This window comes from Vibrio olivae (assembly GCF_042428525.1).
Classification (GTDB): domain Bacteria; phylum Pseudomonadota; class Gammaproteobacteria; order Enterobacterales; family Vibrionaceae; genus Vibrio; species Vibrio olivae.
On sequence record NZ_JBHMEP010000001.1, the window covers coordinates 1,098,441 to 1,117,223 of the forward strand.

The window sequence follows — 18,783 nt, forward strand, 5'->3', positions numbered from 1 at the left end:
ACCTTGAAATAGAAAAACCCTTCTCATATTTAATGACTACCATTAAGTATGAGACATAATAAAATCAGCCGTTTGCCAATAAATAGCAGAAACAGCTAAACCGTCATCAAATGGATGACTTTATGAGAATCAGTAGATCAAGGTTCGGTTATGCTACTGCTTTGTAAAACAGGGCATTGTCGAGGAATGAAGCTGATTATTAAGTGTGGTTTATGTGAGTTCAATGTTGGGTTTCCCATTCACATGCCGCATATCTTGCGACATTAAGTATCCCGTCTATCGACAAAAGTATTCTGTCGATACCTACCCTACGCAGTGGCACAATCAGCCCGAATGTTCACTACGCGTATCCCCCAGAAATCGTTACGACATTCAACGTCCGAGATTACGCGCGAAATTATCATAAATTGAAATGTTCTGACAACAAAAAAATATTATAAATTTATAAACGTCTGAATATTAAAAAAGCTCAACATCGCTGTTGAGCTTTTTTATTTATCGGCAATGTAAACTGCCTATATGCAATAAATTACTTAACTTGGCTCTTTTAAGATATTATCAAGTAACTCGGAAGCTTGAATCGTATCGTTTGATATATATGAGCTGAATATTGTGGCACCATCTTCAAATACAATGGTCTGAGTATCTCCACCACTATTATCGACGGTTAACTCAACGTTATCTCCATTTACCGAGAGATTAGTCACTAGCATCTCGGCAAGGTCTTCAGCCCCTTCCCCATCACTTAAAATATCAAGCAAATCGAGCTTGTCTTTGCCAGATTCAAAATCAACAATCACATCTCTTCCATTATCTAACGTGCTATCAAGCCAAGTAAACACGTTGGCTTGATCATCCCCCACCAGAACATCGTTACCGAGTTGTCCGTTAAGTGAATCACCATTTGCAGCAAACACGATATTGTAAGTATTATCTCCACTGTTTAACGTCACGGTAGCTTCTTCGCTCACCAGCTGTGGACCATCATTGGTTGGATCAGACGGGTCACCTGTTTGAGTTTGTCCAGAATCGACGGCAACATAATCAAAACTGGTTTCACTTGGCGGTATTTCTTCTCCACTTAAATATCTAAGAACCCAGTTGCCACCATCGCCTATCATTTCCATAAAGATGACCGGGTCATCAGGAGAGGAATAACTAAACTCATAGTACAGTTGGCTATTACCTGTATCTCCAGGATCTTTTTGATACTCGACTGTTTCAGTCGCACCGCTGCCTAAGTAATAGGTTACCAAAACAGAGTTAGCGCTATTTTCATTGTGGCCGCCACCTAGCCCATCAATACCAAAATGAACCGTTTCTAACGGATTACCGCCAAGGTCGATATGGAATGTCTCATGGCCATTATTACCATTACCGCCATTGCCGGTGATGCCGTTACCATCATCATCAGCAAGACCATAGCCATCATTCCCGTTATTATTTTCATAGAGTTCGAATTCATCTGGAGAACCGTTTTGGTCAGTAATCCAGAACATGACGTCATTACCATTGGAAAGAGAAAACGTTCGCTTAGTATCTGTAGCGTCTGTCGGTTCCCCCCACTCACCAACAGTAGAAGAGTTACCGTCACTATCACCAAACACAAAAGTAACTTTGTCAGACTCGTCAATTTGATAGGTAATAAAATTTGGGTCAAATTGTGTGGCTAAAGGACTATCCGTTGAATACAAATCTGCCGACGTGATCTCTCTCGTCACTTCACCCTCAGTGTAATAAAGTGTACCGTAATCCGGCAACGAGGTCAGCATAACCATAACCTGCTCGCCTGAAATATCGTCCTCCACATCAGAGATAAAATCATAATCGGGATTATCAGAGTCAAAGATAATTTGGGTTGACGCTTCGATATCCACATCCACACTAAAATCTTCAGCAATAGGGGCTTCGTTGACATCCTTCTCGTTAAGTTGAACGACAATCTGGCTTTGATTACCAGCAGGATCCGTAGCAACAACCATTATTGTGTGCTGGTTAGCTGACAGCATATTTTCGAGAGACTGATCTTCAAAGTCATTAGTAAAGGCTGCGACCCCTTCAGGGGTGAGCGAGATATTTCCTGCGCTGTCAATTTCAAACAAACCTTCTAGCGGGTCATTTTCCTGATAGACGATTTGAAACTCTACCGCTAATCCCTCCGGATCCTGAGCAGACACTTGACCTATGATGTCGTCAATTGATGAGTTTTCGCTGTACTCAAACGTATATGCATTGACGGTTTCATCATTATTATCAACAAAGATGGGGGCTTCATCCACGTCCTTCTCATTAAGTTGAACGACAATCTGGCTCTCATTACCATCAGGATCCGTAGCAACAACCGTTATCGTGTGCTCATTGTCTGACAGCATATTTTCGAGAGACTGATCTTCAAAGTCATTAGTAAAGGCTGCAACCCCTTCAGAGGTCAGTGAGATGTTCCCTGCGCTGTCGATTTCAAACAAACCTTCTAGCGGGTCATTTTCCTGATAGACGATTTGAAACTCTACCGCTAATCCCTCCGGATCCAGAGCAGACACTTGACCTATGATGTCGTCAATTGATGAGTTTTCGCTGTACTCAAACGTATATGCATTGACCGTTTCATCATTTTCATCGACAAAGGTTGGGGATTCATTCACATCCTTCTCATTCAGGTTAACGATGATCTCTGTCGTTAGCTCTCCATCGGAGGCCCCAACCAAAATTTGATGGTTGTTTTTACCCTCTACATCTTCAAAATCATTAGTAAATGCGTCAACGCCTGCCTGGGTGAGACTGATTTCCCCGGTCTCCGTATCTATTTCATATAATGGTTCGTCATCAGAATTCACCACATTTTCAATAATCGAGTACGTGACCGAATCGCCCGCATCGGGGTCAGAAGCGGCGACTTGACCTATGATGTCGTCAGTTGATGAGTTTTCGCTGTATTCAAACACGAAGCCAGGCGACTCGCTATCAGCCTCCCCATTGTTATTGTCATCATCACCGCCATTATCATCTGGCGGCAAAGTGAAAACAGGAGCTTCATTCACATCAAGCTCTTGAAGCGTAATATTAACGGTTTGTTCCTGAACTAGCCCATCACCATCTACCGCGGTAACCGTTACGGTCAATACGTGAGAATTTGGCCCTGTTTCGAAGTCATTGGTAAATGCCTCGACGCCCGCTTGTGTAAGGCGAATCTCCCCAGCCTCATTAATCACAAAATAATCAGCAAGCGGGTCACCGGCTTCAAATTGCAGCGAGAAACTTTGCTCAAGACCTTCAAACTCAGCTAAATTGACTATCGCAAGTACTGTGTCAACACTCGAATTCTCAAAATAATTAATGACTGCGTCGCCGCTCGAAATGATCAACGTTTCTCCGATAAGATCGAGAAGCGCTAAACTTTGTGTCTCAGACAACCCTTGAGATTCCAGCCCCGTTGTATCGAATGAAGTCGCGGCTAATGTTTCTGCCCCCGTCCGTTCAATCGCTCCTGAAGCGGTTGGGCTAGAACCGTTTTGCCCACCAGCGGCGGTTGCAAGATCAGGGTTTTGAGTTGGGTCTTCCCCTGCCTCAATTTGTTCTAGTAACTGCGCGATTTCATTGTCGAGGGTGATATCAACGTTCTCACCAGAAGATTCAACCAACTGCACATCAATGTTATTACCGTTCGTTAAGTCTTCACCCAAGTCAACAACCACTTCTCCTGGCCGTGGTTGTTCCCCTGCAGCAAGTGTACGAATTTGCCCATTAACGTCGATAATTATCGTCGCCAACATAATTTGGGAGATATTGGCACTGTTCATAATGTCTATCCTTGTTGATCAACGTTGGTGCCAGCGACACATTGATGGCACTTTATTTACTTCTAAAAAATTAGTTGACCAAACAGCTCAGATCCACACGAATAACAACAAAGTGCTAACGATAAGCTACAACCTGTCAATTAATATGAATATTTTTATTTGAACTAACTTCTCAGTTTTACATTCATTAACTAAGCTTCTTATGACTAATTTAGTGTTACCCGCCGTATTTTCTTTCGAGTGAAAAGTAGGTAGCCCTTAACGGTGATTAAGGAGAATGCTGTGAAGTGGAAACATCCCCTACTGCTGAGCTGCGCTGTGGTGTTGACACCCCACTCTAGCGCACAAACGCTGGAACAAGCCGTTGCTATTACACTAGCAACTAACCCTGAGATAAAAGGTATTTTTAATGACTACGTGAGCTCACTGAAAGAACATGATGCGAGTAACGGAGCTTACCTTCCTCAAATAGACGTTGATGCCGGCATTGGTTATGAAGGAATCGACCCTCCGGCAGTGACGGGTCGAGATGATACCGACCTAACAAGAAAAGAAGCATCGGTTAGCTTAACGCAGCTCATCTGGGATGGCTCATCGACATGGCATGACATGGCTCGAACGGCGGCTGAAGCGGAATCTGTGCGATGGCAAATTTTTGCGGATGCCTCCGATATCGCTCTTCGCGTGACCGAAATTTACTTGGAAGCCGTAAAAGCGACGGAAATCCTCGCGTTGTCCGAAAGCAATGTTGCTGTCCACAAAGATATTTATCGCGACATTAAACGTCGAGCGGAATCAGGTATTGGCTCCACAGCCGATCTGTCACAAGTTGAAGCTCGTATTGCAAAGGCTCACGGTAACTTGTTAGCGGCACAAAATAATTTATTTGATACCCATACACAGTTTCGTCGATTGGTCGGGCAAGAGCCACTAGGGCTCATTTACCCTCGTGCAGACGAATCGAAATTGCCGCTGTCATTGACAGATGCCATCTCCGATGCTTATGACAATCACACGGTAATTCGTATCGCAAATACCGATGTTGACTCTGCACGATTCCAGTACAAACAATCCAAAAGTACATTCTTCCCAACCTTTTCTATCGAAGCGAGCCAAACATGGCGCGATGATGCAGGTGGAGATGAAGGCCGAGGCGATGAAACTCTAGCGATGCTTCGTATGCGTTTCAATCTCTACAATGGTGGGAGCGATAACGCCATGTCAGACCGCGCTGCATATCAACTCAATAAATCTAAGGATTTAAGGGATAATGCCTACCGCCAAGTAGAAGAAAGTTTACGACTTTCTTGGAGTGCTCTTGACTTAACTTTGCAACAAAAAAACTTCCTCAGCGATCATGTCGATTCCGCCTCTGAAACAGTCATTGCGTATGAAAAACAGTATCAAATTGGGCAACGTACGTTGCTTGATTTACTCAATACTGAAAACGAGCTTTTTGAAGCTCGCAAGGATTATTTGGATGCGCATTACGCAGAGCAATACGCGAAATATCGCGTGATGAATGCGACAGGTAACCTACTGGATGCCCTGCTGGTTGATATACCGGAAGAGTGGACTGAACGAGTGGAGTACTGAATATGAAAATGACCCCCCTGCTACTTATGCCGCTCGCCGGATCACTTTTTTTAAGTGCATGCAGCGCAGACAAATACGATTATATTGATACCCCGATCGCAAATCAGATTGCCGACTTACAAGATGACGATCGAGATGGGGTTGTGAACGCTCGAGACTTCTGTCCCGATACACCAGAAAGCGCCCTAGTCGACAACGACGGATGTGGCGCAAGTATCAGAGAACAAGATGAGCGGCAGCTACGTATTCTATTTGCTCATGATTCTTATGAAATTAATCCTGTGTTTGCAAATCAAATACAAAGCATGGCGGACTTCTTAAAAAGTTATCGTTCCGCATCTATCGAAATTCAAGGCTATGCCAGTAAGGTCGGACAGCAAGACTATAATTTGGCACTGTCTAAACAGCGAGCGAATGCTGTACAAGATAAATTGCTCTCTTATGAGATAGATCCAAAGCGAGTTCGCATTGTTGGTTACGGTGAAACGCGTTTAGAAGCCGAAGGTGATGACCCAGCCTCACATGCAGTCAACCGAAAAGTTACCGCAACAGTCGTGGGGTTAACAGAGCAAGTTGTTGAAGAATGGACAATATTCAGCGTCAAAGAAAAATAATCTTTTTATAAGGACCAAGCGTAAAAAAAGCCCCTAATCGTTGGGGCTTTTTTGTAGGCTATAAGCGTCGTTACGCTTGAGACTTTTTGGGCAGAGAGCGGCTAAGAAGTACATAGCCAACAACAGCGGCCAGGGTTGACCCCATCAAAATACCCAATCGAGCATAAGTATCAAATTGAACGTTGTCACCGCCAAACGCAAGTGAGGCAATAAAGATCGACATGGTAAATCCGATACCACACAATACCGACACTGCAAATATCTGTTTAAAGTTAACACCTTCTGGAAGCTTCGCTATTCCTAACTTCACCGCCGCTAAGCTAAAGGTGAAAATACCCAGCGGTTTCCCAACAAACAGACCAAGCGCAACACCCAATGGCAACATTGATGTTAGCCCTTCAACAGAAACACCTGCGAGAGAAATACCTGCATTGGCAAAAGCAAACAAAGGTAAAATGCCATAAGCCACGTAAGGATGCAGCGCATGTTCGAGATGCTCTAATGGCGAATGGTCTTTTTCTGTTTGTCCTTTCAGTGGAATCGCAAAACCAATCACCACCCCCGCTAGCGTAGCATGCACACCAGACTTAAGAACGGCCACCCACAAAATGGCACCAGCGATGAGATAAGGTGTCAACTTGGTCACCCGCTTAGCATTAAGCATAAACAGCACCGCGGTCATGACAAAACCAATCGTCAGTGCCAACGTTGAAAGATCGCTCGAGTAAAACAGTGCGATAATCACAATCACCCCAAGGTCATCAATGATCGCCAACGCGAGTAAAAATACCTTAAGACTTACTGGAACACGGTTTCCAAGAAGCGCCATGATCCCCAGCGCAAACGCGATATCTGTAGCGGCTGGTATTGCCCAGCCCTGAATGGCTTCGGGATCACCGATATTAAAAGCAACATAAACAAGCGCAGGAGCGAGCATGCCCCCTAGTGCTGCTATCGCGGGAAATATCGCTGTTTCTTTAGATTTCAGTGCACCTTCTAGTAATTCACGCTTAACTTCCAAACCAATTAACAAAAAGAAAATGGCCATCAAACCATCGTTAATCCAGTGAGAAAAGGACATTCCGAAAATATAAGTGTGAAGCGCGCCCTGATACCACTCGTTCAAAGGAGAGTTGGCTATTACCATTGCAATGGCAGCAGCGATAACCAATAAAATGCCTCCCGCAGACTCCATTTTGAAAAAATCGCGAATGACGTTGTTCATGAAATCTCCCTTTTTAAAAATAGTTATATAAATTCAACAATCTAAGTCGTGAGTTTAGCGACAACCTGACATAAGGAAAAATCGCTTGTTTAGATGTTTTAATTCGGTTTTACCGATAAGTAGAAAGAGAATGTACGTAAAAACTATAACGAACACACGTATAGGAAGAATAGCTTAGTCCAAGCCAATATGATGAATTTTATCGAAAAATAATGATTAATAGCCGTAAAGCTGCATGAAACCTTGGCTATTATGACTGCCAATCGTTTCAATGGCCCCCTGCCAATACGGCACGACAAACGGCAGCCATTGATTGGTATTAATAGGGCGAACACGAACGTTTACACCAAACCTTGGTACTCGCAGCTCCCACTCTAGAGGAACAGAATGCCCGTTCTCTAGCGTACTATGGAGTAAAGGCTCGAGCGTTAATTGCGAATCATCTAACGCCCAATATTTACCATCATTTGTTGCTATGTAGCCAGACAGGTAAGGTTGACGGCTTTCACGGCGATAACGATGAACCGATAATGTCGATGTCTCATCAAGCGGAATCACAAGCCAATCCCAGCCTTGATGCTGACTCGCGAGTAATCCTGTGCCCCACTCTTTGCTCAGCCAACCATGGCCACGGACAGTCACTTGGTCTCCGTCATCTAACATCATCTTACCGTTCACATTTAAAAACGGCGCTGAGAAATTGTAGGAGGCAATCGGCAACATGTCGTCTTTGACGACGTAACCTTGCTCGCCTGGAAGCACAAATGGCCCAACCGGATTTACTAACATGTCGATCGCAAACTTATCCGAACTGGCTCGAAGCTGTCCAGGAAACGGAGTCTTTCCTAACGATCGCCAGTTCCAGTTATCTAACCAAATCCGAAACGGTCGATTTTCCATTCCTGCTTGGCCAACACCGCCACGTGCGATTCGCTGCTCATGAACACTATTCTCTCGGCTACCAATCGATATGTAGGAAATAAACAATTGAGGATTCAGCCATCCTCTCTGCGCCGCTTCTTCTCTCGCTACCCGTAGATAACTCCACTGAATACCATATTCTCGCCCTCTCTCATCAGTCACATTAGCAAAGAAATGCCACCACTCTTGTTGAAAATCTTGGTGAAAGCGGAAGTCTTCTGGAAGAATAACCGGAGAGTCCGGTAACACGGGTTCAAACACGGATTGGCTATTCGCACTTAATATCGAATCAAACTCATTGAGCGAAGTTAACTTAGGCTGAGAAACATGTTGCCAACAAAGCCATAATACCGATGCGCCTGTCCCAACACAGATAGCAACAACAATCAGCATTAATACTTTGAAGTTCTTCTTCATCACAATGCGTCTCTTAATAACTTAATTGGGGTATTTTTCGCTAAACGAATCACTGGAATTGCGCCCGCAACCACTAAGGAAAGCATCGCTAATACACTAGTGTATAAATACGAACTCGGAATAAACTGCAATTCAAGCGTCCAACCGAATGATTGCTTAATGATGATATCCACGACTAATTTGGCCAATCCGATGCCTAATGGTATTGCAATCACCGTTGCCACAAGGCCGAACAGTAACAGTTGCATACTGCCTGCTAAAATCATTTCTTTCCCAGACATACCTAAGCAGCGAAGCATTGCAGAATGACGCTGACGTGAGATCTCACCGGCCAAAGTCGCAAAGAAAATACCAAACACGGCAATCACTAGTGTGATATTGCCTAAGGTATCGGCTATCGAGAACGTGCGGTCAAATACCTGCATCGCTTGAGTATGGATTCGACTATTATCGAAAAGCCGCTCGGAGCTTAACCTAAAGACCGACGACAAGCGTTGCTTTAAGTTTTCAATATCCGCGTTATGGCCGGCTATGACACCAAGTGCCACATTACCGCTACCCGCATAAGCATAAAGCCAATTACGATGTGATAGTAGAATCTGGTTGTATGGGTTTCCGTAGTCGTAATATACACCCACGACCAACCAGTTATTGCCAAGTGCTCCAGGCAGGTTAATTCTATCTCCAGGTCGAATCCCCTGCTTGATAGCCATTGATTCACTGATCATCAAACCGCGCGTGTGATGTAAATGATACCAATAATTAGGGATGCCGAGTTTCACCGTCAACGCTTCGAGCTCACCTTCCGCTCCCCCAGTGCTCACAACTTGAGTGGTGCCAGTCCCACTGGAAATTTCTTTCTCCCAGCGCCACCATACGGCCTCGACGTCCGGCTGATGGATCAGCCACTCACTCATTCGTGCCGCGTTGCTGGTATTCGGATAAACATACAAGTCCGCAGCGAGACGCTGATTCAGCCAGTTATCCGTCGTATCTCGGAAACTGCTCACCATGGTTTCAACACCAATATTTGCCGCCATCGCTAGCATAAACCCCATCGTTGCAACACCGCGGTAACTCATACTGGAGGCCGCATCAGCAAAAAACCAACGTATTTTTACCCAACGTAACGTAAACGACAGACTATTAAATATTTTCCATATCAGGAACGGCGTAAATAATGCGGCGCTCATCAACATCAGAGCGATAATGGCAAAACCTGACTGCTGAGTTTTCGGCGCTTGGTAAATGGCTATCGCGGCAACACACAGCGCTGTCGCAAACAAAGCTTGGATAAAGAATTCGTGTCCAGCAAAACGCACCAAGGATAAACGAGCGCTTAAACGTATCGGTTGAGTGCGCAGCAAACGAACCAACGGCCAAGTACAAGCGAGAACCGCGCCGATGACTGTCATTAATAAACTGTATAGGCTCGCTGACCAGCTCCAGTTGATCGAAAGCCCAACATTGGCGCTATACAAATCATTTAAACTTTCCGAGACAGTTGGAATCAATTGATTGGCAAGCAGCAGCCCGAAGATATTGCCGCATAACCAGCTGACCAAGATAAGCAGCAGAAGCTCTAGAACCAGAGCTTGAGCTAATTGCCAACCTGACACGCCCATTTGACGCAGCGCACCAACCAGTGGCTGACGCTGAATAAAAGAAAGTGACATTGCCTGATAAAAGATAAATAACCCCACCAGAAAAGCCAACATCCCCATCGCCGTCAGATTGACATGAAAGGCCTTAGTCAAGGACTCCAGTTCTGCTCGAGAACTACGCGTCACTGACATGCCATTTGGCAAAATAGATTCAAGCTGCGCCAAACGCGCACTCGACATTTCACTGCACGCAATCACAGAGATTCCAGCACTGCGCTCAAATTGGCGTAATAACGAGATATCAGCGGCGACTTGCGTACCACTGACCAAATCTTGGCTATCGACCAACAAAGGACCAAGCTCTCGACCATCATCAAGTTTAATAAAATCATTTGAGGAGACATCAAGGTACTTAGCAAGATCTTTACTAATCAGCACCGGATATGGTGGGTGCATCAATGCGAGAATCGAAAATTGACCAAGCGTTTTATCTGATTTCAGATCAATCATTGCAACCGGATCGATGCCGACTAATTGCAAATCTCGCCCACGCTCGGTATGCAGGCGTAAAGTTTCAAGTGGCGCGCACTCTTTAAACCCCTCTCTTCTCAATTGGATATAGAAGCCTTGAGGAATTTTGTTGATATTGTGTTTAGGGCGAATACGATATGGGAGAGGGTTTGAAAACAAGCGCTCACCATGCTCATAACTGGCTCGAGCATGGTGGTTTATCGCGGTGACACCAACAAGAAGGGATACGCCTAGCGTTAACCCTAACCACACAAGTAAAATTTGGAAAGGATAACGTCGATAATGACCAAGCAGTGCTTTAACTACGGGCCACAACATTCAATACGCCTCCTTGAAGCTTAATGCATCCTTCCATATGCTGGGCGACGTGTTCACTGTGTGTCACCAGTAAAAGCGTACAATTAAGATGCCGTGTCAGCGACGTCAACAAGCGCATCACCGCTTCAGCATTACGCTCATCCAAGCTTCCAGTTGGCTCATCCGCTAGCAGGATTTGGGGCTCCATATAGAGCGCGCGAGCGATAGCCGCTCGTTGTTGCTGCCCACCAGAAGCTTCTTCAGGATAACGCCCGAGTAAGGGCATCAGATTCAACGCCGAAAGAATTTGCCGCCACAGACCTTGGTCTTCGGGTAGCCCTTTTAACTGACGACAAAAACGAATGTTATCTGCGATGTTTAAAGTTGGAATTAAATTAAACTGCTGAAAAATAAGACCGATGTTATTTCTACGATACACAGTACGCTTTGTTTCAGCGGCATCATGCATGGCAAAGTCTGGAAATAAGATCTCACCAGAATCAACGGTATCAAGCCCAGCGATCATGTTGAGCAAAGTGCTTTTTCCTGAACCACTTTCCCCCATTAGCGCGACTTGCTCACCTCGTTCCAACAACAACTCAGCGCCCTGTAAAACTGGATGGAATTCACCACCGTCAACGTAGCCTTTACAGAGATCTTTAAGTTGTAACATTCAACATCTCACATTCATTGATAGGGGTATGTGAGCCTACACCAAAATGCTTGATGGAGAAAGTGTTTTGGCGGGAACGTCACACTCTATGCACTGAATTTCACCGATCTATTGATTAACGCCTAATCTTCAATCAAATTACGCATCCATTTTCGACTACGCATACGCTGAATAGACCCACCCCATTTGACCACTTCCTCCGTCAAAAACAGCAGGTAGATCCATTGTGAATCAACCCCTAAATACACTGCGCAAAACGCAGCCAAAGGAATGCCTATACACCATTGCGCCACAAAGTCTTGATACAAGCAAAACTTGACGTCACCACCAGCGCGTAAAATACCGACAATCAGTGTCATTGGGATCGCGCGTAAAATAATGCCGAGGCTTAAAATCGTAATAAACTGCTCGGCTAACTCACGAGTTTGCAAGGTCAGCGCTCCAAACGCTCCCAATACCAGAGACTGGCCGAAAAATAATAGAATGGAAACACCTATCGCGACCAGTAAACTCAAAAAGACAACACCGGCCGCTTGATAGTATAAAGTGTCGTAACTTTTCGCGCCGAGTTGGTTTCCCACTAACACCGCCGCTGCATTGGACATCCCTATCAACAAACTCAGCGAAATCGATTCAACGGGGGTCATCACCGACAAAGCCGCTAAACCTTGTACACCTGATTGCCCCATAATTGCATGGTAGGCAAATAACCCCCCTGACCACGCGAGAAAATTAAAGGTGGTGGGTAAGGATAGACGCAAAAATCGGACGATTCGGTCTAGTCGCAACACGGCAACAACGTCAGGCCATTTAAAAGCGAGTAAATGCTGTTTCGCATACAGGTAACCGAATAAGCATCCGACTTCGATAATACCACTCAATACCGTTGCGATTGCAGCGCCTTGAATGCCCAGTACTGGAAATCCAAAGTGACCAAAAATCAACATCCAGTTAAGGAAAATATTTGAACCGATACCAATCCCACTAAAGAAAGTACTGATACCGGGTTTATGCATAGCGCGCAGTCCAACAGCCATGCTCGCCACGCAACCCACGGCAAACATACTGACCGAGGTAATCATCAAGTAAAGACTTCCGAGCTCATTGACTTGCTGTGAATCGGTCGTGAGTCCCATGATCTGGCTAGGAAATAGCAAGAAAATGATGACCGTTAACGCTGCAAAAAGCATGGTCACCAACCAAGTTAATGCTGTACTTTCTCTCACCCCTTGCCGATTTGCCGCCCCCCAATATTGCGCAGTGAGCAACGCCCCACCAGTCGTAACTCCCACCAACATGATGGTGGTAACAAAAGTCGCACGCGCCGCAACGCCCACCGCAGCGATCTCGGCCTCACCCAATTGGCCAAGCATGAGCACATCCACCAGTCCTCGACTTGAAAACATGATACTTTGCAAAGTGATTGGCAGTGCTATCGCGATTAAGCGTCGTAAAAATTCGCCTTTAGTGTGGGCAAATACCTGAGAAAGAAAAGACAAAATGACTCCAAAATTGAATAGCTTGGTCGAGAAGAGACACGAGGTGTGTCATTATACGTAAGTGATTATAGAGCGACTAGAACATTCACAGGGGGCAAGGTGAAAAAAGTCTTAGTATTGGGCGCCTCTGGCTATGTGGGTTCGCAGCTACTTCATCAATTGATTGAAGAAGGTTACCACGTCACGGCCGCGGCCAGACAATTACACTATTTAAAAGCAAGAACCAAACGTCATCCATTGCTTGACTACTTATTTCTGGACTTAAGCGATGCCAAGCGCACCGCTGAGATGATTCCTAAGTTCGATGTGGTTTATTTTCTAGTCCATGGCATGGCTCAAGGTCATGACTTTATCGAGTATGAATTATCGTTAGCAGAAAACGTCCGTGATGCACTGGCCATCAGCAATGTTAAGCATGTCATTTACTTAAGTGCTCTTCAACCACAAACAGGGCATTCTGACCACCTTGAGGCTCGCCGGAAAACTGGAGAAATCATCCGTCAAACTCATGTCCCTGTGACTGAACTTCGAGCAGGTGTTATTATCGGCCCTGGCTCAGCCGCCTTTGAAATCATGCGCGACTTTGTTTACAACTTACCGATTTTGATTGCCCCGAAATGGGTCGATTCGAAAGCAAACCCGATTGCACTTGATAACCTTAACCACTATCTGTTAGCACTTAGCCATCGCAGACCAACACAGCATCAAACATACGAAGTTGGTGGGCCGGATGTTCTTAGTTACCGCGAACAATTTAAAGTGATTTGCGATCAAACCTATCGCCCTTTTCGTCTTTGGTCGACACGCTGGCTAACACCTTCGATTGCCTCGAAATGGTTAAGCGTAATTACCTCCGTTCCTTCCTCGATTGGTAAAGCATTACTTGCCGGCCTTGAACATGACTTTATTGCTGATACGTCAAAAATAACCCGTGAGTATCCTCAAAAGCTGTTGAGTTTTGAGCAAATGGTGCGAATTAGCATTATTCAGGAAGGACAATTTGTTCGCAGCGATGTTTGGGGGTTTGACCCCGCCGCTCTAAAGCGCTGGCAACCCGGATTTGGTTACTTCCCCAAAAAAGCAGGTGCCAGTATCCATACCGATGTCAGTGCACAAAAACTGTGGCAAGTTATTGAAACCATAGGCAGTAAAGAGCAGGGCTATTTCTTCGCCAATGCATTGTGGCGCCTTAGAGAGTGGCTTGATGTACTTGCGGGTGGTGGAAAACCAGTTCGGCGCTCACCTCCCGGCCCGGAGCTCATGGTCGGAGACTACATTGATTCTTGGAAAGTGATTCGCTGTAAAAAAAATGCCTTTTTATCCCTGTTTTTCGGAATGAAAGGACCGGGATTAGGTCGACTTGAATTTACCATTACTGATCATGGTGCGAAACGAGAGCTGAATGTCACCGCCTGGTGGCACCCAAAAGGTTTTCCAGGGTTACTCTACTGGTTTGTGATGATGCCAGCCCACCTGTTCATCTTTAAAGGAATGGTCAAAGCGATTGTAAGGAAAGCAAGAATAAGAAAAGGCCGCTAACGCGGCCTTTTCTTATCTCTATCATCGCCCGTCTAACGGCGCCACCAATTGGTTTTACTTAACTCGACGATTTCGTCGCCTCGCCCATTGATGATTGCTTTCATCATATACATACTAAAGCCTTTCGCATGCTCTAACTTAATTTGCGGCGGCATCGCCAGCTCTTGTTTTGCGGTGTCGACTTCCAAAACAACGGGTCCTGAATACGCCATGGTTTCTGAAATTGCTTCAGGAAGCGCCTTCGGATCCGCGACATGGATGCCTTTAATACCACACGCTTCAGCAATGTTGGCAAAACTTGGATTGTCCAAATCGGTATCATCAGACAAATAACCACCGGCTTTCATCTCCATCGCCACAAACCCAAGAGAGCGATTATTAAACACCACGATTTTAATTGGCAAGTTCAGTTGCTTAAGAGACAGCAGATCCCCCATTAGCATCGAAAAACCACCGTCACCGCACATTGCGACCACTTGACGTTGACGATCAATCGCTTGAGCGCCCATTGCCTGCGACATGGCGTTCGCCATCGAGCCATGGTTAAACGAACCAATGAGTCGTCGCTTGCCGTTCATTTCAAGATAACGTGCAGCCCATACCGTTGGTGTCCCCACATCACACGTAAAGATCGCGTCGTCACTCGCTTGTTCACTCAGTAAACGCGCCAAATATTGAGGATGGATCAGGTTGTTACCGGTTTTACCGTTGGCCAAATCATCCAAGTCTTTACGCGCTTCACGATAGTTGGAAACACAATTTTTCAGATGACGATCTGACCGTTCACCCTCTAACAACGGCAGTAATTGTTGAAGGGTTGTCTTCGTATCACCAACCACTCCCAAGTCAATTTGAGTATGACGACCTAAGGAAGCTGGTGAGTGATCAATTTGCAATACTTTGGCTTTGTCGGGATAAAACGCACGATAAGGAAAGCTAGTACCAATCATCAATAACGTATCGGCCTCGCCCATGGCGTGATAGCCAGAAGCAAATCCAATGAGTCCAGTCATCCCCACGTCATAAGGGTTATCGTACTCAAGAAATTCTTTGCCTCGCATTGCATGAACGATTGGAGCTTGTAACTTTTCTGCGAGCGCGACCACCTCATCATGCGCGCCTTTGGTACCAGCTCCGCACAACATGGTGATTTTTTTACCGCTGTTAAGCTCGCTTGCTAACGCTTCTATATCAGAGATTTCGGGCGTATACAGTGCGGGTTTCGGGACATTCCATTTCGGCTTGATGCCTTCTGGCATCGGTTTCAATGCCACATCCCCCGGTAAAACCAGCACTGCCACATCATTGTTCAATATGGCTTGGCGCATCGCCGTTTCTAACATATAAGGCATTTGCTCAGGGTTAGAAACCAATTCACAATATACACTGCACTCTTTGAACAGTTCTTGGGGATGCGTTTCTTGGAAATAGTTACTGCCAATCTCAGAAGAAGGGATGTGCGCGGCAATCGCTAATACTGGCACTTTATTACGGTGACAGTCGTATAAGCCGTTAATTAAGTGCATATTACCTGGACCACAAGATCCAGCGCACACGGAAAGCTTACCAGTAACATGAGATTCCGCTCCGGCGGCAAACGCAGCGACTTCCTCATGTCTTGTTCCTAACCATTCAATGCTACCAAGCTTTCTTAAGCTATCACTGATGCCATTCAAGGAGTCTCCAGTGACTCCCCAAATTCGCTCAATACCGGCTTGCTGTAACGTTTCGGCAATAAAATAGGCAATGCTGTTGCTCATAAACTTCCTCTCTTCTGTGATTTATCATTGATACCGAGGATCAAGTGGTAAACACGTGTTCTACCTCTCATTTTTCTATCATCCTCTTGTGACAAACCTTGTTCAAGTCAAATTTATTTTAATCTTTGCAACATTTTTTTATAAAAACGATCTTTTTATAAACATCGACTCTATAGATCCTTTTGCAATAAGAACGTGCGCTTATTGATTGCTTTCTAGCACAAAAAAGCCGCGATGTTGGTCGCGGCCTTAATCTTATCGATTCCCAATTTTGTTACTTATCCACGGTAAAGCTCAAGGGAATTTCTGGGAGTTGATTCCCCAAATTACCTGGGAATATTTTGTACTCTCCATGGTACTTAACATTGGACTTATAGTCGGTAACTTTGTGGACCATAAAGCCCGCTTGAGTCGCCGCTTCAACAAATCCCGCATGATGACCACGAACAAACCAACTCATCGGCTTAACCATGTCTTCACCATCAAAACAGTTGTCACACTGCTCGCTACATAGCGCTAGCGAGTTCTGACCGTCCGTGTAGATCTGAACTTTTCCTACGCCGACCAAAGGTTCTGACGTCGACACCTCCCACCCAAGAGATTCCATGTGATCAAGAAAGGCTTCAATATCACTGTCTTTGATTGGCTGCTCACTCGTATGCTGAGTGAAAAACTGACGATAGAATGCGGATATCCGTTCAAATACCGTCATTAGCGCTGCGTCATTTCCTTTAGAGCGTCCCGCTTTTTGCCAACGCGTCAAATCATCCCCAACACAGCGCGCAAAACGTTGGTTCTTGAGTGCTTTTGTCACCCAGCGCACCAAAAAATGATTATTAGCAACAGGCGCATTGGCCAATTTCCCCGAGCGATGTTCTTCAGCCAACTCACTTAATGCCGAGTTGACCACATGCTGAATCTCTTCACTGTATGACGTTGTCATTATGCTTTTCTTCCAAAAATCCAATAGCAGGCAGCAGATAAAATAGAGCAGCAGCTCATGACCACCAGCATAGGCCAAACAACCCCCGATGGCATCGCCGCTACTGCAACACCGATTAATGATCCCATACCAAAACGTAATGTGCCAGCCAATGATGAGGCCGTACCCGCAATATGTGGATAGCCGCTTAATAACAGCCCCATGGAGTTACTGCCGATGGTTGAAAGTGTACCGATGAACATCACAACAAACATTACGGTTTGCCATAGCCCCCAGCCCCATACCCAGCAGGCGAGTAAACCTAAACCGGCAATGAGTTGAACCGTTAAACCAAAACGCAACATCGCGTGGGAGCCCACCTTGCGAACCAAACGTCCATTCAGCGTTGTCATGATGATCATTGCAACAATATTCAACCCGAACAGATAACCAAAGTTTTCCGGTCTTACACCATAGATATCAATGTAGACGAACGAGCCAGCCGTTAAGAACGCAAACATCCCTGAAAATGAAAAAGCCCCTGACAGCATCAGCCCCATCGCGACCGGATTGGAAACCAGCTTAGAATAATTACGCAGTGTGGTGAGAAGATGCAGAGGTTGGCGGTGCTCGACAGGCAATGTTTCTGGAATCTTCCATAACACCATAGCCACCACAACAACGGCGAAAATAGCAAGAAACCAAAAAATAGCACGCCATCCCAGAAGCACTGCAACGTGACCACCAATCATCGGTGCGATCAGCGGTGCAATCGTGATGACTAGAGTGATAAACGACATGGTGCGCGCAAAGTCTTCGCGCTCAAACATATCACGAACCACTGCTTGAATAATCACCGCCGCTGCGGCGCCGCAGAAACCTTGTGCTGCACGCACCATAGTCAGCGCTTCAATGCCATGCGTGGTTGCACTCACAACCGCCGCAATGCCAAAGAAGATAACACCAAGCAGCAATACGGGACGACGGCCAAAACTATCGGCCAGTGGACCGTGAATTAACTGACCAATCGCAAAACCTGCGGTATACGCGGTTAAGGTAATTTGTACATCCCCCGCCGTCACTCCGAGATCACTCGCAATCGAAGGCATTGCAGGTAAGTACATATCAATAGCAAATGGTGTTAACGTCCCGATAGCCCCTAAAATAATGAAAAGTAAAAATGTGAGCGGGGGCCTCTGGGAAGAGGTTGACGGCTGCGGCTGCATAAAACTCCTAATTATATATGACGAAAAAGCATGACCGATGAGGTCATGCTTCATGGTATGGCTCTAGTACTGAACTGAGTGTAGTGCGGCTATGCTTACTGAAAAATAGACAAAAGACTAGTTCTTATTAGGAAATAAAGAATTTCCTACAGGAACGATTAT

Annotated in this window: 12 protein-coding genes; 3 read left to right on the forward strand and 9 right to left on the reverse strand. The window is 45.5% G+C overall.

Features of this window, described 5'->3' with window-relative positions; all coding sequences use genetic code 11:
* Positions 1 to 533 precede the first annotated feature (533 nt).
* Positions 534 to 3,797 (reverse strand): type I secretion C-terminal target domain-containing protein, encoded by a 3,264-nt coding sequence (locus ACFFUV_RS05060; protein WP_390190192.1) that lies wholly within the window; start codon positions 3,795 to 3,797, stop codon positions 534 to 536.
* A 282-nt stretch (positions 3,798 to 4,079) separates the two neighbouring features.
* Between ACFFUV_RS05060 and ACFFUV_RS05065 the strand changes: the two genes are divergently transcribed.
* Together ACFFUV_RS05065 and ACFFUV_RS05070 are read left to right on the forward strand one after the other, a co-directional pair.
* Positions 4,080 to 5,393 (forward strand): TolC family outer membrane protein, encoded by a 1,314-nt coding sequence (locus tag ACFFUV_RS05065; protein ID WP_390190193.1) that lies wholly within the window; start codon positions 4,080 to 4,082, stop codon positions 5,391 to 5,393.
* 8 nt (positions 5,394 to 5,401) lie between these two features.
* Positions 5,402 to 6,007, forward strand: coding sequence for an OmpA family protein (locus ACFFUV_RS05070; protein WP_390191860.1), 606 nt, complete (start codon positions 5,402 to 5,404; stop codon positions 6,005 to 6,007).
* A gap of 70 nt (positions 6,008 to 6,077) precedes the next feature.
* Here ACFFUV_RS05070 and nhaA read toward each other — a convergent pair whose 3' ends face one another.
* The 5 genes from nhaA to ACFFUV_RS05095 all read right to left on the reverse strand — a co-directional run bounded on the left by nhaA (position 6,078) and on the right by ACFFUV_RS05095 (position 13,174).
* Complete coding sequence (gene nhaA / locus ACFFUV_RS05075; protein WP_390190194.1) at positions 6,078 to 7,232, reverse strand: Na+/H+ antiporter NhaA; 1,155 nt, start codon at positions 7,230 to 7,232, stop codon at positions 6,078 to 6,080.
* Between the two features lie 216 nt (positions 7,233 to 7,448).
* Positions 7,449 to 8,570 carry a lipocalin-like domain-containing protein gene (locus tag ACFFUV_RS05080; protein ID WP_390191864.1) on the reverse strand — a complete coding sequence of 374 codons (1,122 nt, stop codon included), beginning with the start codon at positions 8,568 to 8,570 and terminating at the stop codon, positions 7,449 to 7,451.
* The gene (locus tag ACFFUV_RS05085) at positions 8,570 to 11,023 is read right to left on the reverse strand and encodes an ABC transporter permease (protein ID WP_390190196.1); all 2,454 of its coding nucleotides are present in this window, start codon (positions 11,021 to 11,023) and stop codon (positions 8,570 to 8,572) included. The genes ACFFUV_RS05080 and ACFFUV_RS05085 overlap by 1 nt, the downstream gene beginning before the upstream one ends.
* Complete coding sequence (locus tag ACFFUV_RS05090) at positions 11,004 to 11,675, reverse strand: ABC transporter ATP-binding protein (protein ID WP_390190197.1); 672 nt, start codon at positions 11,673 to 11,675, stop codon at positions 11,004 to 11,006. The genes ACFFUV_RS05085 and ACFFUV_RS05090 overlap by 20 nt, the downstream gene beginning before the upstream one ends.
* A gap of 122 nt (positions 11,676 to 11,797) precedes the next feature.
* On the reverse strand, positions 11,798 to 13,174 hold the full coding sequence (locus tag ACFFUV_RS05095) for an MATE family efflux transporter (RefSeq protein WP_390190198.1): 1,377 nt from the start codon (positions 13,172 to 13,174) through the stop codon (positions 11,798 to 11,800).
* A gap of 99 nt (positions 13,175 to 13,273) precedes the next feature.
* On the opposite strand from ACFFUV_RS05095, the gene ACFFUV_RS05100 reads away from it, so the two are divergent.
* Positions 13,274 to 14,713, forward strand: a complete 1,440-nt coding sequence (locus ACFFUV_RS05100; protein WP_390190199.1) for a DUF2867 domain-containing protein — start codon at positions 13,274 to 13,276, stop codon at positions 14,711 to 14,713.
* Between the two features lie 32 nt (positions 14,714 to 14,745).
* Here the strand turns inward: ACFFUV_RS05100 and poxB are convergent, their stop codons facing one another.
* The 3 genes from poxB to ACFFUV_RS05115 all read right to left on the reverse strand — a co-directional run bounded on the left by poxB (position 14,746) and on the right by ACFFUV_RS05115 (position 18,621).
* Positions 14,746 to 16,473 (reverse strand): ubiquinone-dependent pyruvate dehydrogenase, encoded by a 1,728-nt coding sequence (gene poxB, locus ACFFUV_RS05105; protein ID WP_390190201.1) that lies wholly within the window; start codon positions 16,471 to 16,473, stop codon positions 14,746 to 14,748.
* Between the two features lie 274 nt (positions 16,474 to 16,747).
* Positions 16,748 to 17,416 (reverse strand): DUF2913 family protein, encoded by a 669-nt coding sequence (locus ACFFUV_RS05110; protein ID WP_390190202.1) that lies wholly within the window; start codon positions 17,414 to 17,416, stop codon positions 16,748 to 16,750.
* The gene (locus ACFFUV_RS05115) at positions 17,416 to 18,621 is read right to left on the reverse strand and encodes a Bcr/CflA family multidrug efflux MFS transporter (protein ID WP_390190204.1); all 1,206 of its coding nucleotides are present in this window, start codon (positions 18,619 to 18,621) and stop codon (positions 17,416 to 17,418) included. The genes ACFFUV_RS05110 and ACFFUV_RS05115 overlap by 1 nt, the downstream gene beginning before the upstream one ends.
* Between the last annotated feature and the right edge of the window lie 162 nt (positions 18,622 to 18,783).